The sequence below is a fragment of the Vibrio taketomensis genome (assembly GCF_009938165.1).
GTDB classification, from domain to species: Bacteria; Pseudomonadota; Gammaproteobacteria; order Enterobacterales; family Vibrionaceae; genus Vibrio; species Vibrio taketomensis.
On the sequence record NZ_AP019650.1, the window covers coordinates 305,761 to 326,179 of the forward strand.

A 20,419-nucleotide genomic window follows, 5' to 3' on the forward strand; every position below is an offset into this window, starting at 1 on the left:
AACGCCTTCTAACGAGGCGTTTTTTGTATATCTTGAGTGCTTCTGGTGAATTCTAATCAAGCATCATTCTGGTATAACGTATACGTGTACCAGAATGTGGATTATTTCACTGTGATGCTCATCGCGAGACCTGGCGAGTAGTTTTTGTCACCAGAATAGTAGGTTTTGCTACCTTCTTTGGCTTTGGCAATCGCTGAACCGTAAACCCAGTAGGTTTTCTCGTCATACGTGTCTTGTACGATACCATAAGGTTTATCGCCTAATCCTTGGAATGTTTCGCCAATACGGTCGTATTGGAACCAATCCATAATTTCGCCGCTGTCGTCGGTCGCTTTAATATTAGGCATTTTCTTACCTTGTCCTAATACTTGCGCGCTACTTACCGACATATGTGCCTGTTCTTGGTTTTTACACTCTTTATTACATGACGGCTTACTGTCTGCGCTTAGCGTCCAGTAAACAGGGATACGCTCGCCTTTGGCGTAAAAGTAGTCCGCATGATTGAAAGGAATGTCTTGTTTCGCTTCAACAAAACCGACAATAACATTATCGAGAATATCGGTGACTACAACCTTAAAGAAGTCGTGTGCGCGTGAGCTTTTCACGAAACTAGGGACGTTCAGATACGGCTGTTTTGCAGGTACGTATTTACCGTCAATGTTTACGTGCAGCATTGGAACGCCATTCTTGTGGAACAAGGTCGCATGTCCAACCGTGCCACCTGCAACATATTCGTTGGCAAGGCTCAAATTGAGATCAAATGATTCTGCAAATTCTCGTCCTCCCGTTGCTTTTACGTCAACAGGCATCTCTTGAAAGTCAGCGATATTGTCGTAGCTTGACATCATTGCCAATACGTCATCAAAGCTCTCGCCTGAATTTGCAACATACTGAACGGTTTTCGAGTACTTTTTCGTTTTCTCTTTGCCTTTGTCGTTCGTGTATGTGTATTTATCTTTGAGATGTAGAATAACCGAAATGTCACCATCAGCGTTGGTGTCCATATGGCGGATTGAGCCATTGCTCTCTGTGGTATAAATATTTGCAAAGCTAGAGGTTGCACAGAGAGTAGCCATAATGCCAAGAGCAAGCGTGGATTTTTTCATGATCTAAGTTTCCGTTCAGTTTTCACTAAACTCAGTAATGCAGCCCAGAATCTTAAATTCTGCTGTCACTTTGCGTCCCTGCCTCACGACAAGTTTGCCCTTAGAGTTATTTCCGCGAATATGGTATCCGTTTGTGTGACACTGGTTCCACAATTACAGCATCTACAATCGGTGATGGAGTTCACAAGTTTGTGATATTCCTTCAAAAAACAAAACGATAACGCTCACCTCTCAGTGCTTAACTGTGAGGTGGGTCATAGTGTTTGGGCGCTTTGGGGAAGCGTAGGTGTGAATTGATAAGTGTTGCGAATTGATGAGTATCGACTGAGGGCTTAAGGCGATATTGTGCAGGAAGACAATCTACTCTATGGGTGAAAATTTTTATTTTTTAGCCAGAAGGTGTTAACAACCGCTCGTTGAGAATTGGAATTTCTTTTGGTCATAATAAATACGGCAGCCGCCATTCTTAATATCGTTGTTCCCAAGCATATCGAAACCAATATAAGCTTGATGTTTTTGATCACCCACCACCGCGACTAATTCGTCACTCACATCGACCAGTTTTAACAGTTGATGATTGTCGATGTTTGTCTCATTAATCATCATGATGTCGATACCATCTTTACCATAAAGCGTACTTTGGTCGTAGTCGCCACTGTCGCTATCGATGATCCCGTTACCATTAACGTCTACCCAAAATTGTTCACCTTGGGGTATTAATGCACCTGGAATCTGTGCCTTTGCGTAGAGTCTTTGATGAGCTTCTTCAAAAGTAGCGTGCAAGGTTTCGATTACGTTGATGCGAGCTTCACGCTGCATGTTTTGAAATCTAGGTAACGCGACTACAGCCAAAACACCCAAAATAGCAATGACAACCACGAGCTCAATCAGCGTGAATCCCTTCATTTTTTTCATAAATAGGTCAACTTCAACATGTCAATTTAACGAACTAGCACTCAGCCAGTGTTATGGATAACGAAATGAGGGCACGGATTCTATTAGAAAGACAAATGTAAATTCAATCAGGGAGAGTTTGAAAGCGCAAAAATATTGCGAGATAAGTGATGGTGATATCGTTTTGTAGGCCTTATGGACTCAAGGAGGCGGCGTGTGATTAAGTTGAATTACATCATTTTGAATCGCGGATTGATGTGTGACTCGTTAGGTTAATCTGCACTCCTGTATATACTTTAATCAGTTCTATTGCATAGGAAGTGGACTGATGTCTGAAGAGCAAATCTATGAGCGATATCTTCCAGGGTATTCTAAGTCTATGAGTTTTTCTGAAATTCAGAGCCTCATGGAGCAAGTCAGTGTTGATATTCAATATAAAATCAATACCGAGTTGCAGCAAATTCATGGACAGGGGGATGATAGGTTGAGCTTTGAGAACCTATTTCGATCGCAGAACGATCCCTATCAATGGCCGAATTTGCTCGCTTTGGATGTGGCTTATTGGAGCAGGCAACCATGGCATGTGGCAAACACGCAACCAAGCTCTGAACAATCAAGCTTTGAAATAGGTACGACCAAGGACAGCGAGCATGCTCATGATGTACCGAGCGACTATTTAAACCTCTATTGTGGTGAAAGAGTTAGGTTGTTCTACCGAGATCGGTTTGTTTATGGCCGACTTTTTAGCGCTTTGCACTACGTATTGATTCATGCCAAATTGTTCGCCGACCACTGGGGCCAACAACGTTATCCTTATCAGTTGCCAATGGAAACCTTTATCAAGACATCACGTGAACATGGCGACACCTCTTCATTTATGCAAAAACTGATCAACCGTAAAGCTTATCAATCGCTTAGAGAGTATTTTAATCAGCACTACATTTCGTGGGTATCAGAGCATTATCTGGATTGGATGATTGAACTCAATACAAGCCTAAATCATCAAACGGCAGCCACTTACATTATCGAATACCAAAATGCGGATGGTTTGCCATGGGTAGATTTTATTTGTAAAAACGAAGCGACGCTACGCAATATACGTCCCTCTCATTTTGTTGAAGATATTGACCACATGCGATCATCGGAAACGTATCTTGAACATGAAGTGCAAAAAATGGCCGCGCAAATCGTAGACCATTGTCGAACGCAAGGTTGGTGAGCCTCAGTCATGACAGTAAAAATCGAACGTAGACGCTGAGAGCCTCTAATATTGATAGTATGACTTGGTTAGAGCGAGACTTATGTTATCAATAAAGCAATTATCTTATGCGTTGGCAGTGGCGAAAACATTGCACTTTCGAAAAGCGGCAGAGCTTTGTCATGTGCGTCAATCGACGTTAAGTGCGGGCATTAGTGAGCTCGAGAAACAGTTGGGCATTAAGATTTTTGAACGGGATAATAAAAAGTACTGGTGACGCCGATTGGTCAAGAGGTATTGGACAAAGCCCAAAATATCATGGCACAACTGGATGATATGACGCATTTGGATGACAGCTTTGGCCGACCTTTTTGTTTCCCCCTCTCCGTTGGCATGATACCCACAATTGCTCCTTATCTTCTGCCTAAGTTGCTACCCCTACTCAAACGGCATTACCCAAACGCCAAGATTGATATTGTTGAAGAACAATCGCATGTGTTGGTCGAGATGGTTCGCCAAGCTGAAATTGATACTGCTGTGCTGGCCATTCCATATCCATGTGAAGGACTACTTACGCTTGAATTCTGGCAAGAGGACTTTTATTGGGTGGCGCTAAAAGAAGATGAACGCGCGAGGCAGGAAGAGGTGTCATCACAACAATTGCAAGATACGCATCTCATGTTGCTCAAAGATGGCCATTGTCTTAAAGATCATGTTTTGGATGCGTGTCGGCTATCGGAACAAAGTGATAGCCAGGAATATCGCGCAACCAGTTTAAATACATTAATTCAGATGGTCATGAGTGGTTTGGGAACCACTTTCATTCCGCATATGGCGCTTGAGCAACTCGTTAGCCATTACAGTGAATTAACTGCCATTCACTTAAATGAACCGGGGCCACACCGACGTATTGCTCTTGTTTTCCGCCCCAATTATGCCGATGTAGAAACGTTGGAACAGTTAGCGACTATCAGTAAGCAAGCGCTTACATAAATAGGGTACGATGAGTCGTAAACGCAGGTTATCGATAGCTGGAACGTTGCCTTTCGTGAGCAATCGAAATTTCCGAACGTAGTAATCACATTTATCATTTTTACAAATGAGCATATCTCTCCAATACTTCTGTTAGTCATTGATAAGTACATCAAGGCAGCATCATTCGCTGAAGGAGATAGAACATGGTGCCGATTGATATTGGTAGAAATGCACAAGCTCGAGTGAACACCGCTGTATCGACTAGCACGTGTACTGGAAATAATGGGAGAAAACTATGACTCAACAGAAGGCAAACGCTACAGGAAAATGCCCAGTCATGCACGGTTCGTTGACGACGAATGACCGGTTTGAAAAAGACTGGTGGCCAAAGTCGCTCAACTTGGACATTCTTCATCAACATGATGGCAAAACCAACCCAATGTCCGCTAACTTCAATTACCAAGAAGAGGTTAAGAAGTTAGATTTTGCAGCGTTAAAACAAGATCTTATCAATCTTATGACTGACAGCCAGTCGTGGTGGCCCGCTGACTGGGGGCATTACGGTGGCTTGATGATTCGCATGACGTGGCATGCTTCTGGTACGTACCGTATCGCAGATGGTCGTGGTGGTGCAGGGACAGGCAACTTGCGTTTCGCCCCACTCAATTCATGGCCAGATAATGCCAACCTAGACAAAGCAAGACGTATTCTATGGCCAATCAAAAAGAAATACGGCAACAAATTAAGTTGGGCTGACCTAATTGCGTACGCAGGCACCATCGCGTACGAGTCGATGGGCTTGAAAACCTATGGTTTTGGTTTTGGTCGTGAAGATATCTGGCACCCTGAGAAAGACATCTACTGGGGCTCCGAAAAAGAGTGGCTTGCGCCATCAAGTGATCCCAACAGCCGTTATTCAGGTGAAAGAGATCTAGCCAACCCATTGGCGGCTGTAATGATGGGGCTGATTTATGTTAACCCTGAAGGTGTGGATGGTAAGCCTGATCCTCTAAAAACCGCGCATGATGTTCGAGTGACATTTGCCCGCATGGCAATGAACGACGAAGAGACAGTAGCGCTGACCGCTGGTGGTCATACTGTGGGTAAAGCACACGGTAACGGTGATGCGGCCAATTTAGGGCCTGAGCCTGAAGGTGGTGAATTACAAGACCAAGCACTCGGTTGGTTGAACAAAAAATCGCGTGGCATTGGTAATAATTCGGTGACCAGCGGATTAGAGGGGGCGTGGACGACGGAACCGACTCGCTGGGATGATGGCTATTTTGAGCTATTACTAAATTACGACTGGGAACTCACCAAGAGCCCTGCAGGAGCTTGGCAATGGGAACCCGTGAATATTAAAGAAGAGCACAAACCCCTCGACAGTGAAAACCCTTCGGTACGTCAAAACCCAATCATGACCGATGCAGATATGGCGATGAAAATGGATCCGGAATATCGCAAAATATCAGAGCGATTCCATAACGATCCTGCCTATTTCTCTGAGACGTTTGCTCGCGCTTGGTTTAAGTTAACCCACCGCGATATGGGACCGAAGGCTCGCTATATCGGCCCTGACGTTCCTCAAGAAAATCTTATTTGGCAAGACCCAGTGCCGCAGGGTAATACTAATTACGACGTCGATGCAGTGAAAGCGCAGATTGCCAGCAGCGGGTTATCGGTGAGTGACATGGTGGCGACTGCTTGGGACAGCGCGCGTACGTTCCGTCAATCAGACAAACGCGGTGGCGCAAACGGTGCGAGGATTCGTCTGGCACCGCAAAAAGATTGGCAGGGCAATGAGCCTGAGCGCCTAGGCAGAGTACTTGCGGTGCTTGAAGGGATCGCAAGTAATACAGGTGCGAGTATTGCGGATGTGATCGTATTAGCGGGTAATGTTGGGGTAGAGCAAGCGGCAAGTGCTGCGGGTGTCTCAATCAATGTTCCGTTTAATCCCGGCCGTGGAGATGCTTCGCAAGCCGACACGGATATTGACTCTTTTGAAGTGCTGGAGCCATTGCATGATGGTTATCGTAACTGGCAAAAAGACAACTACGTGGTCACACCTGAAGAAATGCTGCTTGATCGTACTCAGTTAATGGGACTAACTGCAGCAGAGATGACGGTTTTAGTCGGTGGTATGCGAGTTCTCGGCACTAACTACGCGGGTACTCAGCATGGCGTGTTTACCGATCGTGTAGGCGTGTTGAGTAATGATTTCTTTGTTGCGTTAACGGACATGAATTACACCTGGGATCCTGTAGGAGAGAATTTGTACGAAATACGCGATCGTCAAACTCAATCGACAAAATGGACAGCGACGCGTGTCGATTTAGTCTTTGGCTCTAACTCCGTTCTGAGAGCGTACTCAGAGCTGTATGCACAAGACGACAACTTGACTAAATTCGTTGAAGACTTCGTGGCGGCATGGAGCAAGGTAATGAATGCCGACCGTTTTGATTAAAGTTAATTGATTTCACGGTTAATCAGAGCCTCCTTTGCGCTACATGGCGTAATGGAGGCTTTTTTAATCGTCAGCGTAAACTCGAGCTTTATTTGCTTGCTCGCGTTCTGACAATCTCTTCATCAACCCAATTGAGCAATTGTTTTATCGCTCTTGAGAGCACTTGGTTTTGTCGCACGATATAGCCAAGGCTGGTGGTTGGAAAATGGGGTAGCGGAGTAATGGTTGTGGTTAGGTTGAGTTTAGGGTGCAGTGAAAACTCAGGTACGATCGCCACACCAAAGCCTGCTTCAGCCCAATCGATTTGTGCGTCCACACTGCCCACTTCCATGACTCGATAATTGGGGAGGTTTAGTGATGGCAAAGCAAGATCAATCAAATCTCGAGTTCGGGTATCGTGCCCCAAGAGAATCAGCGTGGGTTCTTCTTGATTCTCATCCATCATGCCTTGTTGCCACTCTTGTAATCCATTACCCAACGCACACCATTTTACTTGTTGCAACTCGATAAAATGCAGTGGCTGACTTTCTTTCTGTGCGATAACAAAACCCAAATCTGCTTTTGCGCTTTTGACTAATTCTGCTGCTTGTGAAGAGGTAGTGTTGAGCAGAGACAAGTCGATGCCCGGAAATTCTTTTTTGAACGACTGGAACGGTGAAATCAGCAGTAAGCGTGAAATAATATCACTGGCGGCAATCGTGAGTGTGCCTTGGCTCAGTTCATTGATTGCGTTGAGATCCGCTTGGCATACCTGCAATTCCATTAAGGTATTTTGCGCACTTTGCAACAAACGCTCACCGGCTTGAGTGAGACGAAATGGGTTGCGCTCAATTAATTTGACTCTGGTGGCTTGTTCAAGCTGCTTGATATGCAGACTGACATTGGGCTGGGTCATATGCAGCTCATTCGCCGTTTTACCAAAATGCTCAAGACGAGCCAGCGTTACAAAGGTGTTGAGCCAGTTGATGTCTAACATGTTGATTTACCCTGAAGTCCATTTTGAACTATCAATTATACCCTATATGGAATTCTTATTAAGCTCATAATGATTATTAATTATTCTTATTTGTCGGTTGAGCATAGGATAAGCAAATCGTTTTTAAGGAGTTCAAATTATGTCGTCTATTGTTGTTGTGGGTGCAAACTGGGGTGATGAAGGTAAAGGCCGAATCGTGGATTATTTGGCAGACCAAGCATCAGCGAGTATTCGTTTCCAAGGTGGTAATAACGCGGGTCACACCGTAGTGAATGACTTTGGTACTTTTAAGTTACACCAACTTCCTAGCGGCGTATTTAACCCTGACTGTATCGGTGTGTTAGGCCCTGGTATGGTAATCAGCCCAGCATTACTATCTGCTGAGATTGCAGAAGTTGAGCAATCTGGCGTAAAAGTTAATTTGTGCATTTCTGATCGCGCAACACTATGTCTGCCACTACACGCTGAAGAAGATACGCTAGAAGAGCTTCGTCTAGGCGACGGCGCATACGGTTCAACTCGTCAAGGTATTGCACCTTGCTACGGTGACCGTGTAATGAAAAAAGGCATTCTAGTTGGTTGGTTAAAACAACCAGAAGTATTGGTAGAGCGCATTCAATTTATGTTGGATTGGAAACTGCCTCAACTGCGTGCGCTTTACCCAACATTCAAGTTTGAGCAAACTGCACAAGAAATGGCGGATTGGTTGCTAGAAGTATCAGCACCTTGGCGTGATTCTATCTGCAACGTAACGCTACCACTAAAAGAGCTACAAGCAGAAAGCAAAACGCTATTGTTTGAAGCGCAACTTGGTGCGGGTCGTGACCTTGTTTACGGTGAATACCCTTGGACAACCTCATCTAACTGTGTGTCTATGTACGCAGGCATTGGTGGTGGTTTACCAGCACTTCGCCCAGAGCGCGTTATTGCGGTAGCGAAAGCATTTAGCTCATCAGTGGGTACGGGCACGCTAATCACTGCAATGGAAGAGCAAGATGCATTCCGTGAATTAGCAGGTGAGTTTGGTGCAACTACTGGTCGCCCTCGTGATATGGGTTACTTTGACGCAGTAGCGACTAAAAATGGTGTTGAGCTACAAGCAGCAACAGAAATCGCACTGACTAAAGTGGACTGCCTAACTGGCCTTAAAGATCTTAAGATCTGTGTTGGTTACGAAGGTGAACACAGTGAAAACCCAATCTGGCCTCAAACTGCAGCGCTAGCACCAATCTACGAGAAGATGGAAAGCTGGAGCGAAGACATCACCGGTTGTCGTAAGTTTGATGAGCTACCACTAGCAGCGCAAAAATACGTACTACGTATTGAAGAGCTAATGGGTGTGCCAGTTAAGATGGTGTCAGTTGGCCCAGGCCGTGAGCAAATGATTGTTCGCTAATCGCTACAGCGCTTTTACTTACCCAATCAAATAGAGAGGCTGACCTTATGGTCAGCCTTTTTTTGTACTAAATTCGCTTAACCGAGCCACGATCAATAATGTGTGGTTCATAGGTTGAGTACTCAAGTTGCGGATTGAGCAGCAACTGAGTGGCCGTTTTAGCCATCGCAGAAATCGGGAAATGGACACTCGAGAGTTTTGGCGAAACGAATTCCGCACGCTCGCCACTGTCGTAGCAAATTAAAGAGATGTCTTGCGGAATACTCAATCCATGCTCAGAAATTGCCAGCAGTGCCCCAAGTGCCATTTCTTCGTTACAGCAGTAGATTGCGCTTGGTCGCTGCATTTGTTGCAATAATTCGCAGCATGCCTGATAGCCGCTTGGTAAATCATAGTGACCAGCAAAGCATTGATGCGGCTCAAGCTTGGCATCCGCCATCGCATCGACAAATCCTTGGTAACGAAGCAGGCTTGAACTGCGAGTCAGTGGACCACTTATACAAGCGATATTTCGATGGCCATGCGCAAGCAAACACTCAGTCGCCATACGACTTGCCAGGTGATGATCAAAGCTAATGCAGCGTGATTCTAAGCCTTCGACGTTACGGTCTAACAACACAAATGCATGGTGTTTGGCGAGTTGTTGCAGTTGTTCATCACTGATGCTTCGTACATGTAGAACCAGACCGTCACAACGCATATTGTAGAGTTTTTGGATCGCATTAAGCTCATTTTCTGCCGTTCCCCCCCCTTGGGTAACCAGCAGTTGCTTGTGGCATTTGTCTGCCTCAGTTTGTACGTTATCCATCAACATACCAAAGAATCCACCAAGGTATGAGGTTGTCACCAAACCAAGCATTTGGCTCTGGCTAGACGCTAACGCACGAGCTGCGGGGTTAGGCGTATAGCCCAGCTCCAAAATGGCCTGTTCAATACGTTCTCGAGTGGCTAACTTGACGTTAGTGTCGCCATTAACAACCCGCGAAACGGTTGCACGGGAGAGGCCCACATGTTTTGCCACATCTTCTAAAGTAACCATATATGACCTGACTAAAAAAGAGCGGTTAACCGAAATTAACCACTCTTGTTGTTACTGTTTGTTCATTTTAAATGATGATTACGCGAACTGAGGTAGATACTCAGCATTAATGCTTAATACATCATCCAAAATTGGTTGTGCTAATTGAGCATCACCAATTAATGGGTTGGTCACGAGCGCAAGTAGCGCTGCTTCTTTGTTACCGTGTACAGCCGCTTCGATGGTTAGGCGCTCAAAGGCTTTTACCTGCTGAGCCAAACCATGCATAGATTCTGGTAAATGACCGAATGCTAACGGATGAGCCCCTTGGCGGTCGACGATACAATCGGTTTCAATCGCTGCATCATCCGGTAGACCCAATATAGTACCGTTATTGGTGGTATTCACCACTAGGCGAGTGCCAGAGTTGTTGTGAATCGCACAAATTAGCTCAATGGCCACTTCAGAATAGAACGAACCGCCACGAAAACTTAATTGCTCTGGTTTATGATCCAAGTTTTCGTCTTGGTAGAGCTCGAACAGTTCATGTTCTACCTTCATCACTTGTTCTGCGCGTGTGCCCTCATTCGCTGCTTGTTCGATCTCATCTTTAAGCATGGTTTGGGTTTGATAGAAATAACGGTGGTAAGGGCAAGGAATCGCGCCTAATGCACGAAGAAACTCAGGAGACCAAGGCTCTTCTTTGATGTTATTCATAGTAAGTGCTGCGCCATCACAAAGCATTTCGATCACTTGTTTGGTGACGTTTTCGCCTTTCAAGGTAACTTCGTGCGCCCAAACCATATGGTTAAGACCGGCAAAGCGCAATTGAACGTCGTCAAAATCGGCTTTGAGCATGGTCGCAATCATATGGTGCATCGTCACTGGGACATTACATAGACCGATGATTTTGGCATTGCTATAGCGAGAAACCGCTTCTGTCACAATACCTGCGGGGTTAGTGAAGTTTATGATCCACGCATTTGGAGCAAGCTGTTCAACTTTTTTGGCAATATCGAGCATGACTGGAATGGTGCGCAGTGCTTTAGCAAAGCCGCCAACGCCCGTTGTTTCTTGACCGAGCAGACCGTATTTCAGACCTAGGCGTTCATCGGCAGCGCGAGCTGGCAGTTGACCGACACGGAACTGGGTGAGTACATAGTCAGCGCCTTTAATCGCTTCGTCTGGGCTGTAGTGGACACTGACCACCACTTGAGAAAGACCATTGTGCGCCAACATACGACGAGTAAGCCCAGCAATAATTTCAACTTTGTTGTGGCCTTTTTCTACGTCCACCAAGGCAATTTCATGCAATGGGATCAGCTTCCAACGTTGGATAATGCCTTCAATCAGTTCAGGAGTGTAACTGCTGCCGCCACCGATAATGGCAATTTTTGCTGTGTTCATATTGGTATTCCTTATAAAGCAGAGGTACGGCGGTACAATTCAATGAAATCTTGCGCAAGGTCGAGGATCACCATGGCATTCATCAGGTGGTCTTGGGCATGGACGATAATTAACGTCACCTTAAGCTTGCCTTCACCTTCATCTAGGCCAATGAGTTGCGTTTGTACTTTGTGTGCTTGGTTGATTGCTTGTTTTGATTCAGTAATCAGTAGTTGTGCTTGTTCAAAGTCATGGTGTCTTGCGGCTTGGATAGCCATTAAAGCTGTGCTGCGCGCATTACCTGCGGTCACTAGCAACTCCATAATGGTTTGTTCGATATCCATAATATATTCCTTAACGTGCAAATTAATTGTTAGGCGTTGGCTGGGGTCATGGCGTCAGCATTGGATTCAATTTCTTGCTCGACGAGTTGTTTTTCATAAGCTTTGAAGAATGGGTACCAAATGATGGTGTCGATAACCATAAGCAGTACGACCAAAACGAAGGCACGGTAATCCCAAGCCGCTGAAATCATGGCACCGATAGGTGCTGGGGTTGTCCATGGCGCCATCGCAATCATTTTTTGCACTAGGTTCAAGTGCAGAGCAAAGTAGGCGATAGTGGCATTGACCATAGGTACGATAAGTAGTGGGAAGAACAATAATGGGTTCATCACTACTGGTGAGCCAAAGATGAGTGGCTCGTTAATATTAAAGATCGCTGGCACTACGCTAAGTTTGCCGATGGTGCGAAGATGAATTGAGCGACTGCGCAGATAAAGGAAGGCTAACACTAATGTTGAGCCAGAACCGCCCAGACAGATATAAAATGACCAGAATGGCGCGGTGAGAACTTGAGTTGTGTCCATACCGCTTGACATCAAGGTTGCGTTTGCCGCCAAGTTCGCCATAAAAATCGGATTCAGTAAGCCTGTCACGATGTTGTCACCATGAATGCCGGCAAACCAAAGTAGGTTTGCAATCAGTAGGGCGATTAAGATAGCGGGTAGTGTATCGCCAAGGGCAACAAGTGGTTGGAATACTTGCATGATTGCTGCTGGCAGTAATAGACCGTACTGGCTTTGTAGCAACAGGCTAACTGGGTAGACGGTGATCATAATACCGACGACTGGGTAGAGCAGTTCAAATGAGCGAGCGATAGCGGGTGGTACTTGCTCTGGCATTTTGATGGTGATGTTGTATTTCTTTAAGAAGTGAATCAACTCAACCGACCATAACGCACAGATAATGGCGGTGAACACGCCTTCGCCACCTAGGAAATCCATCGACATTTGGTTTTGATATTGTGGTGCTGCGGCAAGTAAAAATGCCATCAGTGATAGCATTGCAGCAGTCAGTCCATCCAATTGATACGCTTTGGCGAGGCTATACGCGGTGCCTAAGCTTACGAACACACCCATCAGACCCATGGTCATAAAGTAAGGCATGGTGATGGTATCCCAATTGCTTTTGGCGAAATGTAACCACCACTGACCAAATGCGGATTGTGTGTCAGCATCAAATGGCGGGTTTGCCACAATTAACATGATACTGCCGATAATTAGGAACGGCATGGCTGAGATAAAGCCGTCACGAATCGCGATAATATGTCGTTGACCACCAATCTTTGCTGCAATTGGTGCGATCTTATTTTCAACAATATTCATCATTGAATTATAAAGGCCCATAGTGACCTCCTATCTATAGCGAGTCCTACAAGCACTGAATGTCCAGTGCTCGCATAGAGAGATAAATTGAAAACGGTTAAATTTCGGGAGGTTAACTAATTAACGCAATTGCTTTGTCGAGAACTTTATCGCCTCGCATTGTGCCATAGTCCATCATATCGATAACCGCGACCGGTTTATTTTGTGGTGTGGCCAGTTCGGTGATGCGCGCCAATTCGTATTTCACTTGGGGACCGAGTAGAACCACGTCGTATTGCGGCAAATTCTCTTCAATATCAGCGATAGAAATAGCGTTGATTTCGGTTTCTATGCCACGTTCTGCAGCACTTGTTTGCATCTTTTTGACCAGCATACTTGTAGACATTCCAGCAGCGCAGCAAAGTAAAATCTTTTTCATATCAATACCTTAATTCACTTGTAATCATTATGAGCGCTCTCATTTGCGGTAACAATATGCCTGTATGGTCATAATTTTTGTGACATCGGTCTCGAAATTCCTCTTAAATGTTTCTAAATGTTTCAGTGATCTATGGAAATGTGATCTCTATCGAAATTTGTCGAGTTAAACAGTCTTTGAATCAGTTAGTGAGTTTTAGCGTGTGGGTAAATCATGAATAAGAAGTGATGTTTGAATATTAAAGAGGACAGAATCATAACAGTAGAAAGAAAAATATTACCGTACATCATTCATAATCATGGAAATTGAAAATGAAAGTTATAGATATTTAGCTTTTATGAGCGATATGAGATTCTATTTCATAAAAATGTCATATGTGGCGAGTGAATATGCGTATAAATATGGGTTTTCTCTGTAAAGTTAATATATGAGTGAAATCATAATTAATCTGTATCTAAATATTACTAGACAATAACTCGAAGAGTGATATGAGCACTGATTCGATGAAATATAGTTTGGTGTATGTAGGAGTTAGTCGACGGGCTTGGTGGGAAAGTGTATGAATTTAATCGAATAAGTGGTTGTTACTTAGCAAGTAAGGATACATGCAATTAGATTATTTAATAAACAACAAAATTATTAAGAGTAAAAATATCAATTGTCACTGATGTAGTTAACAACTAACATTAGGTGAATTTTAATCGATGGTTGATTTGTTAAGTTAATATAATTTAATAAGTTTAAATAATTTATATTTTACATTAACATTTTTATATAAGTAGAAAGAGTAACATTATAATAATCATTCATTCACCATTTAATGAGGTCGAATAATTTGAATAAAAATATATCTTCGTGGGTATCAAACCTACCATTAAAATCACTATTACTGATGCCAGTCGCCATTACATTGGGGCTGTTTGCCATCGTTACATTTTTCGTTAATCACAGTTTAAACGATGTAAAATATCAGTCTGAATACGTAGCTGAGCGTGTTGAGTTGACCGAGGTTGCGGCAGAGCTCGATCTTGGTTATGCCAATATTCGCATTATGGCGCGCGATATGCTGCGAGGTGATATCGCAGACATGCCAGAGCGACTAAGAGATATCAGATCTAAAGTTGATCAGTTGAAGCAACTATTGGAGGTTAACTACCTACAACGTCCTAGTGCTTCTGATGCCGCTAAGAAAAATATGGCTAATGTGATCAAAGGCTTGGACAACTACCATGCGTTACTAGAAAAAAGTGTGCATCACCTACAAGCTGCAACCAATCAGTGGTGGTACGAAACACCGCATATGTGGCAAGCACTTTTCTCAATGGTCAATCAAGTTGCAGAATATGCAGAGAAAAACCCGAATCTTGATGTGAAAGAGTGGGATAAAGCGGGAAATGAGTTGGTTTATAATCTAGACCGTTTCTATTCTCGTTTAGCTCAGATCACCAACATGCGTACATTAGTCGATGTCGATAATACGGTTAAATATCTCAACGGTGCAGGTAGCGTATTGAAGCAGTACGATAATATTGCTCCTGTTGCTCAATTTGAGCGTGATGTTTACCACGGTTACGTCAATTCATTCAACGTGATCACTAAAGAGTTAACGGCGAATGAGCAGGTGATGAAACAGTGGTTTGAGAATGCAACGGTTATTCGTGACAATATCGATGCAGTACTAGAGCGCAACAATGCAATGCGTGATCAAGCGATGAAAGATAGCTACGCTTCGATTGATCGTGTCACGACAATGCAGTTGGCAGCTTGGTTAATCAGTGCCTTGATCGCTATTGTGTTAAGTCTGTTCTTAGCATCGCGTATTATCAGCATTTTCGGTCGTCTATCGACTTCTTTAGCAGCGATGGCTGAAAAAGATTTGTCGCAAAACACGGGCATTAGTGGTCGCAATGAGCTAGCGAAACTCGCACAAAACATGGATATCACTATGAGTACTATGTCTCTAGTGTTGCATGATGTGCGAGACCAAAGTACGGAAGTTGCCTCCTCTTCAACTGAGTTGGCTGCAGTTATGGTACAAAGCTCTGCCAACGCCGAAGAGCAAAGTGCTCAAGTTGAGCAAATTGCCGCGGCAGTCACTGAAATGTCGAGTTCGGCTGAAATGGTTGCTGAGTCTGCGAAAAACACCGAAAGTAAAGCGATTGCTGCGTTGGAAGCGTGTATTGATGGTCAAGACATTGTTGAGCAAAACAAAATGAATGCTGAACAATTGACATCGGAGCTTGCAGATACCGCTGAAGTTGTTGAGCAACTAAAACAGCGTTGTCACAGCATTGTTGAAGTGGCAAACGTTATTAACAACATCTCTGAGCAAACAAACTTACTTGCGCTGAACGCAGCGATCGAAGCGGCACGTGCGGGTGAACTTGGTCGTGGTTTTGCCGTGGTAGCGGATGAAGTTCGTGCTTTAGCTGCAAAAACACAAGACTCAACGGGTCATATTCAGAACATCATATCTGAGCTGCAAAGCAATTCAGATATGGCGCAATCTAAAGTTGATCTCTGTTTGAATAAAGTGGCGAGTGTTCATGATTCATCTCAAGATGCGGTAGCGAAATTGTCAGCAATTCAAAGTTCGGTATCAGAAATTAATGCTGTTGCCTCAGAGATGTCAGTGGCGGCCGATCAACAATCTTGTGCCGCAGAAGAGATCAGCGAATCGCTTAATGGCATTAAGGTAGCAATTGAGCAAAACGTCGCAGGTATTGAGCAATCAAGCCAAGCATCAAACTTCTTATCCGAGTTGGCTGAAAAACAAAGCCAAATGTTAGGTAGCTTTCAGCTAAATCGCTAATTTAGATCCTGAATTCTCTATGATATAGCCACCGCATTGCGGTGGCTTTTTTGTCTAATTTTCGATTAATACATTAGATGATGTGTAAATAGTGAGATTTCAGAAAATTATGAGGTCGTTAAATTCAAAATGTTAAATTGATAGGTCATTGCGCTGGTATTAATCTTTCCTATCCAGTCGATAAATTTATTTGAATAATAATTAAGTTATTGTAATAAAAGTAAATTTACGATTTGTTTCATTTGCATTGTCGAAAGAAATCCCATTAGGTAAACCTTTGAGTTTACTTTTTTGCGTTATCCAATAAAATTGAGTCTCAGTGTGCTGAAAATTCAGCGGACATGCGGTGGTGATTAAGAAAGAGATATTATGAAAACGAAGATTTCGCTAGTTGCACTAGCACTAATGAGTGGCTCAGCGTCGGCACAACTTGCGGAGACAGCAGGCTTTGCTGGTGAGGTTTCTGTGAGCACTGGTTTTTACTCAATCGAGTCAAACCTAAATACACATGATGACAATGAGCAACTTGAAAGTTTAGATAACACTAACGACGCGGTAACCGGTGGTCTCCTTCTACCTTTGGGTAACCTTTCATACACCTTCGGTAGTGAACTGAACAAACAGTTTTACATGGGTACATCTCGCGAAGATATCGCGACAGGTACGCTAGCATTTGAACTGGGTTACAAGTACAAACTAGCATCAGGTATGATCGTTGATGTATCGATTCTACCAACCATTATGTCTGGTGAAGTGTGGGAAGACCCATTCAAGACTGACGGCAAACGCAGCACTACTGATGAAGATGGTAACGCTTACCGCCTAAAACTTGAAAATATTGCTGGCTCAAAATTCTCGGTCGATATGGCGTACGCGACCAAAGAGATCGATGATGAGAAATCAGGTTTTGCTCATAAAAATGCGAATGATGAGAAGCTAACGGCTGCTCAACGCAATGAGCTACGTCGTGATGCAGATGCGTTCTACTTCAGAACTGATTACAAATACATGGTTAACGAAACAACCATGCTTAAGCCACGTCTAACTTTCATTAGTGCAGATGCAGAAGGCGATGCGTACTCATTCAAAGGCTATGGCGTTGAACTAAGCTACTTTAAGTTCCTAGCTCGTCATCAGTTCGCATTGACCGCTGGCTTCAACACTCGCGACTACGATGCAGAAAACCCAATTTTCAACCAAACACGTGAAGACGATGAAATGAGCCTATTTGCGGCTTATGAATACGCTAACTTCATGGATTGGCAAGATTGGTCATTTGTTTCATTCGCAGGCTTTGGCAGCACAGATTCAAACATCGACTTCTACGATAAGAATGAACTGATCATGTCAGTGGGTATGAACTACCAATTCTAATCGCTGTTGAGCTCTTAAATACGCTCAATTGAATAGTAAAAAGCCGCATAATGCGGCTTTTTTGTTATTGTTGTAGCAATTTAAATTCAGGCAATTTGTATTCAATGTCGCTAGATTTCCTTGATATTCACTAGGTGAGGCATTTTGAAGAATAAAATTTATCGTACTAGCCCAACAAAACCTATCGGGTTTTAGCGCTTACTTAATAGCATTGTTAATTTTGTTAGGTGAATTAATCAGAATTATTGGTAGGTTATAACGAGTAAGGTGAGCAGATACTAGATGAAGACGAAGGATGTTTCATGTATTCTAGTTTTAATTTCTTGTATTACATGATTGAGCCATATGAAAACAACACCAGTATCCAAAGCGTTAACAGAAGACATTGCCAATCTCATCATTTCTGGAAAACTTAGTTCAGATGATCAATTGCCAGGTGAGAATGAGATAGCACGTCAATTCGATAAATCACGAACTTCCGTCCGCTCTGCTTTACAGAGTTTAGCGTCAAAAGGCATGATCATTATTCAACCAAGAAACGTTCAACTGTTGCACCTGTTGAGCAATGGAATTGGTTAGATAGTGATGTGTTGCGCTGGACTTCCCAAGTCAAGAGTAGTGACAGAGTGCTACGTCATTTGATTGCGACTCGACTAATCTTCGAACCAAATATTGCAGCTCTAGCCGCTTTGAATGCTACCGGTAAAGATTTAGCAGAGATCGAAGAAGGTTACGAAATTATGCGTGATGCGAAAGCTGAAATGAACCGTGACAAATTTAACCAAGGTGATATTCGCTTTCACAACGCAATTATTCATGCTTCTCACAATCCTTTTTAACTGCTCTAGGTCATATGTTGGCTGTAACGATGGAACTCTCTTTGCAAATACATTGGAAGAAGATGTGAGCCTAAGCGGCCCCGCTGCAAGAACACTGGGATGTACTCGATGCGATTCGAATGCGTGATGCGGAAAGTGCACGTGCTCGTATGAGGGAAATGGTGTTAGTTTCGATGCGTAAAGTGCTACCAGATGTCCCTGATTTTGTTTCTTTAATTCGATAATAGATTTTAGGTTTTGATCACACACCTAGTCTAAAAACACCTATCATACTTGTCATACAAGATGGGATTATATGTATGACAAAAATAACAATCTTACCTAGTTGGGTTGCAGTTGATTGGGGAACCTCAAACTTTCGAGCGTTCCTCATGACCGAAGATGGCCAGTTATCGATAAAATAACGGCCTCTTGTGGATTACTTAGTGTACCGACAGGTCAATTCTGAAACGTTTCGCCAATTATGCGAACCATGGTTAGGTTCGATTGAATCATTGCCTGTTTTACTTGGGGCATGGTGGGTCTCAGCAGGGATGGCTTGATGTCCCTTATGCAGAATTGCCTGTTTCGTCGAAGCTTTGAGTCAAAACCTAGGTGAAGTTGAACTTCCATGGGGTAACAAAGGCTGGATAGTGACAGGAGTTACCGGCAGCAATAAACTCAACCTACCTGATGTAATGCGGTGAGGAGATCCAATTGATGGGTCTTGTTAGTCGCCTAGACCAAAGTAATACCACTGTAATTTTGCCAGGAACGCATAGCAAGCATGCCCGAATTGAGAATCGAGCATTGGCTTTTTTCAAACATTTATGACTGGCGAGTTGTTCTCAATTCTTAAGCAATACTCAATCTTAGGCCGTCAATTGCCTAAACAAGAAAACAATAAACACGCATTTATTCTGGTGTGGATGCTGCGCTCGAAGGTTCACTAAGTTCTGTTTGTTTTCGCCTCGTACTCAACGTTTGTTTAATCATATCGCTACTTCATGTAGAGAGTTATTTGTCTGGCTTATTGATCGGTGCGAATTGTCTTCGCTCAAGATCAAAAATCGGTGTATCTAGTGGGCGATGGCAAGTTATGCAACCTCTATCAAACAGCAATAGAGCACCTTGGAATGAACGCTGAGTTCTTGTCTGGGGATGATTGTTTCTAGCCGGATTAACAACTATCTATCAGCAAAGTAAGGGATTCGCAATGTTGCCTGAACAATTGATGAAAGAAGATGCTTTTAGTTCGTTACCACTTGTAGCAATTTTGCGAGGTATAACGCCTGAGCAAATCATCCCAGTGGCAAGCGCACTTATCGCAGAGGGTTATAGGTTGATTGAAGTTCCTTTAAATAGCCCTGATGCGTTAACCAGTATTCGATATTTAGCAAAAGAGTTTGGTCATCAAGCCATCGTTGGGGCAGGGACAGTAACTAATATGCGGCAGTTAAATGAGGTTTTGGAGACAGGTGCTCGTTTGATTGTGACGCCAAATATGAATCCAGACGTAATTCGATGTGCTGCAAAAATGGGTGTGTGACATTGCCTGGGGTGATGACTCCAACAGAAGCATTTACTGCACTTGAATATGGTGCTAGTGGGCTGAAGTTTTCCCCGCCGATTGCGTTGAACCCCGATACTTAAAGGCCTTAAGAGCCGTTTTGCCAAAGCATGTAGCATGCTTACCCGTAGGTGGTATTAATGCTGATGCGACACAGATGAGTGAGTTTAGGCAAGCTGGCGCAAATGGTTTCGGTTTAGGTTCCGGCCTTTACAAACCGGGAATGGAATTAGAACAAATTATAACAAATGCCCGTCAATACCGTGACGCATGGGCTCTATCTAATAACTAAAACTCAAGGATATGTGAAATGAAAAGACCCTTACCTCAATTCTTGTTTCGATGGCT

Annotated in this window: 19 protein-coding genes, 1 pseudogene and 1 riboswitch; of the genes and pseudogenes, 12 read left to right on the forward strand and 8 right to left on the reverse strand. The window is 43.7% G+C overall.

The annotated features are described in order from the left end of the window. Window positions 1-101 precede the first annotated feature (101 nt). A complete protein-coding gene (locus tag Vt282_RS15105) occupies window positions 102-1,106 on the reverse strand; it encodes a hypothetical protein (protein WP_162063905.1) in 1,005 nt (334 codons plus the stop codon). Between the two features lie 30 nt (window positions 1,107-1,136). After that, window positions 1,137-1,215, reverse strand: a riboswitch (cyclic di-GMP riboswitch). A gap of 293 nt (window positions 1,216-1,508) precedes the next feature. Further along, window positions 1,509-2,021 carry a type II secretion system protein gene (locus Vt282_RS21270; RefSeq protein WP_162063906.1) on the reverse strand — a complete coding sequence of 171 codons (513 nt, stop codon included), beginning with the start codon at window positions 2,019-2,021 and terminating at the stop codon, window positions 1,509-1,511. 307 nt (window positions 2,022-2,328) lie between these two features. Between Vt282_RS21270 and Vt282_RS15115 the strand changes: the two genes are divergently transcribed. The 4 genes from Vt282_RS15115 (at window position 2,329) to katG (ending at window position 6,637) form a co-directional block, all read left to right on the forward strand. Further along, window positions 2,329-3,219 carry a hypothetical protein gene (locus Vt282_RS15115; RefSeq protein ID WP_162063907.1) on the forward strand — a complete coding sequence of 297 codons (891 nt, stop codon included), beginning with the start codon at window positions 2,329-2,331 and terminating at the stop codon, window positions 3,217-3,219. A gap of 82 nt (window positions 3,220-3,301) precedes the next feature. Then, the gene (locus Vt282_RS20785; protein ID WP_232055263.1) at window positions 3,302-3,475 is read left to right on the forward strand and encodes a helix-turn-helix domain-containing protein; all 174 of its coding nucleotides are present in this window, start codon (window positions 3,302-3,304) and stop codon (window positions 3,473-3,475) included. After that, entirely contained in the window at window positions 3,472-4,191 is a 720-nt protein-coding gene (locus tag Vt282_RS15120; protein WP_232055264.1) for a LysR substrate-binding domain-containing protein, read from the forward strand. Before Vt282_RS20785 ends, Vt282_RS15120 begins: the two co-directional genes overlap by 4 nt. Window positions 4,192-4,468: 277 nt before the next feature. Next, the gene (katG, locus tag Vt282_RS15125; RefSeq protein ID WP_162063908.1) at window positions 4,469-6,637 is read left to right on the forward strand and encodes a catalase/peroxidase HPI; all 2,169 of its coding nucleotides are present in this window, start codon (window positions 4,469-4,471) and stop codon (window positions 6,635-6,637) included. A gap of 88 nt (window positions 6,638-6,725) precedes the next feature. Here the strand turns inward: katG and Vt282_RS15130 are convergent, their stop codons facing one another. Then, a complete protein-coding gene (locus Vt282_RS15130; RefSeq protein ID WP_162063909.1) occupies window positions 6,726-7,613 on the reverse strand; it encodes a LysR family transcriptional regulator in 888 nt (295 codons plus the stop codon). Between the two features lie 139 nt (window positions 7,614-7,752). Here Vt282_RS15130 and Vt282_RS15135 point away from each other — a divergent pair, with 139 nt between their 5' ends. Then, window positions 7,753-9,009 carry an adenylosuccinate synthetase gene (locus tag Vt282_RS15135; protein ID WP_162063910.1) on the forward strand — a complete coding sequence of 419 codons (1,257 nt, stop codon included), beginning with the start codon at window positions 7,753-7,755 and terminating at the stop codon, window positions 9,007-9,009. A 67-nt stretch (window positions 9,010-9,076) separates the two neighbouring features. On the opposite strand, the gene Vt282_RS15140 is transcribed toward Vt282_RS15135, so the two are convergent. From Vt282_RS15140 to Vt282_RS15160, 5 genes are all read right to left on the reverse strand, one after another. After that, complete coding sequence (locus Vt282_RS15140) at window positions 9,077-10,048, reverse strand: LacI family DNA-binding transcriptional regulator (RefSeq protein ID WP_162063911.1); 972 nt, start codon at window positions 10,046-10,048, stop codon at window positions 9,077-9,079. 78 nt (window positions 10,049-10,126) lie between these two features. Further along, window positions 10,127-11,434, reverse strand: a complete 1,308-nt coding sequence (locus Vt282_RS15145) for a 6-phospho-beta-glucosidase (RefSeq protein WP_162063912.1) — start codon at window positions 11,432-11,434, stop codon at window positions 10,127-10,129. An 11-nt stretch (window positions 11,435-11,445) separates the two neighbouring features. Beyond that, window positions 11,446-11,757: a PTS lactose/cellobiose transporter subunit IIA gene (locus Vt282_RS15150; RefSeq protein ID WP_162063913.1), complete on the reverse strand. Its 312-nt coding sequence runs from the start codon at window positions 11,755-11,757 to the stop codon at window positions 11,446-11,448. A 29-nt stretch (window positions 11,758-11,786) separates the two neighbouring features. Continuing rightward, a complete protein-coding gene (locus tag Vt282_RS15155; RefSeq protein WP_162063915.1) occupies window positions 11,787-13,100 on the reverse strand; it encodes a PTS sugar transporter subunit IIC in 1,314 nt (437 codons plus the stop codon). A gap of 91 nt (window positions 13,101-13,191) precedes the next feature. Next, window positions 13,192-13,497 carry a PTS sugar transporter subunit IIB gene (locus Vt282_RS15160; protein ID WP_162063917.1) on the reverse strand — a complete coding sequence of 102 codons (306 nt, stop codon included), beginning with the start codon at window positions 13,495-13,497 and terminating at the stop codon, window positions 13,192-13,194. 835 nt (window positions 13,498-14,332) lie between these two features. Between Vt282_RS15160 and Vt282_RS15165 the strand changes: the two genes are divergently transcribed. From Vt282_RS15165 to Vt282_RS20805, 7 genes and pseudogenes are all read left to right on the forward strand, one after another. Next, window positions 14,333-16,309, forward strand: a complete 1,977-nt coding sequence (locus Vt282_RS15165) for a methyl-accepting chemotaxis protein (protein ID WP_232055265.1) — start codon at window positions 14,333-14,335, stop codon at window positions 16,307-16,309. A gap of 369 nt (window positions 16,310-16,678) precedes the next feature. After that, window positions 16,679-17,683 (forward strand): DUF2860 domain-containing protein, encoded by a 1,005-nt coding sequence (locus Vt282_RS15170; protein WP_162063918.1) that lies wholly within the window; start codon window positions 16,679-16,681, stop codon window positions 17,681-17,683. A gap of 345 nt (window positions 17,684-18,028) precedes the next feature. Further along, window positions 18,029-18,262: a winged helix-turn-helix domain-containing protein gene (locus Vt282_RS20790; protein WP_232055266.1), complete on the forward strand. Its 234-nt coding sequence runs from the start codon at window positions 18,029-18,031 to the stop codon at window positions 18,260-18,262. A gap of 47 nt (window positions 18,263-18,309) precedes the next feature. Then, on the forward strand, window positions 18,310-18,522 hold the full coding sequence (locus tag Vt282_RS20795) for an FCD domain-containing protein (RefSeq protein ID WP_232055267.1): 213 nt from the start codon (window positions 18,310-18,312) through the stop codon (window positions 18,520-18,522). Window positions 18,523-19,221: 699 nt separating this feature from the next. After that, window positions 19,222-19,454 (forward strand): annotated as a pseudogene (locus Vt282_RS21765) (2-dehydro-3-deoxygalactonokinase). A gap of 263 nt (window positions 19,455-19,717) precedes the next feature. After that, complete coding sequence (locus Vt282_RS20800) at window positions 19,718-20,050, forward strand: beta/alpha barrel domain-containing protein (protein WP_232055268.1); 333 nt, start codon at window positions 19,718-19,720, stop codon at window positions 20,048-20,050. A gap of 121 nt (window positions 20,051-20,171) precedes the next feature. Continuing rightward, window positions 20,172-20,363, forward strand: a complete 192-nt coding sequence (locus Vt282_RS20805; RefSeq protein WP_232055269.1) for a beta/alpha barrel domain-containing protein — start codon at window positions 20,172-20,174, stop codon at window positions 20,361-20,363. Window positions 20,364-20,419 lie beyond the last annotated feature (56 nt).

Bases quoted from the DNA above. Each gene is read 5' to 3' on its own strand.
- Vt282_RS15170 (WP_162063918.1), top strand. From the start codon at position 16,679: ATGAAAACGAAGATTTCGCTAGTTGCACTAGCACTAATGAGTGGCTCA.
- Vt282_RS15135 (WP_162063910.1), top strand. From the start codon at position 7,753: ATGTCGTCTATTGTTGTTGTGGGTGCAAACTGGGGTGATGAAGGTAAA.
- Vt282_RS15150 (WP_162063913.1), bottom strand. From the start codon at position 11,757: ATGGATATCGAACAAACCATTATGGAGTTGCTAGTGACCGCAGGTAAT.
- Vt282_RS15160 (WP_162063917.1), bottom strand. From the start codon at position 13,497: ATGAAAAAGATTTTACTTTGCTGCGCTGCTGGAATGTCTACAAGTATG.
- katG (WP_162063908.1), top strand. From the start codon at position 4,469: ATGACTCAACAGAAGGCAAACGCTACAGGAAAATGCCCAGTCATGCAC.
- Vt282_RS15115 (WP_162063907.1), top strand. From the start codon at position 2,329: ATGTCTGAAGAGCAAATCTATGAGCGATATCTTCCAGGGTATTCTAAG.
- Vt282_RS15105 (WP_162063905.1), bottom strand. From the start codon at position 1,106: ATGAAAAAATCCACGCTTGCTCTTGGCATTATGGCTACTCTCTGTGCA.
- Vt282_RS21270 (WP_162063906.1), bottom strand. From the start codon at position 2,021: ATGAAAAAAATGAAGGGATTCACGCTGATTGAGCTCGTGGTTGTCATT.
- Vt282_RS20790 (WP_232055266.1), top strand. From the start codon at position 18,029: ATGAAAACAACACCAGTATCCAAAGCGTTAACAGAAGACATTGCCAAT.
- Vt282_RS15140 (WP_162063911.1), bottom strand. From the start codon at position 10,048: ATGGTTACTTTAGAAGATGTGGCAAAACATGTGGGCCTCTCCCGTGCA.
- Vt282_RS20800 (WP_232055268.1), top strand. From the start codon at position 19,718: ATGTTGCCTGAACAATTGATGAAAGAAGATGCTTTTAGTTCGTTACCA.
- Vt282_RS15145 (WP_162063912.1), bottom strand. From the start codon at position 11,434: ATGAACACAGCAAAAATTGCCATTATCGGTGGCGGCAGCAGTTACACT.
- Vt282_RS20785 (WP_232055263.1), top strand. From the start codon at position 3,302: ATGTTATCAATAAAGCAATTATCTTATGCGTTGGCAGTGGCGAAAACA.
- Vt282_RS15130 (WP_162063909.1), bottom strand. From the start codon at position 7,613: ATGTTAGACATCAACTGGCTCAACACCTTTGTAACGCTGGCTCGTCTT.
- Vt282_RS15155 (WP_162063915.1), bottom strand. From the start codon at position 13,100: ATGGGCCTTTATAATTCAATGATGAATATTGTTGAAAATAAGATCGCA.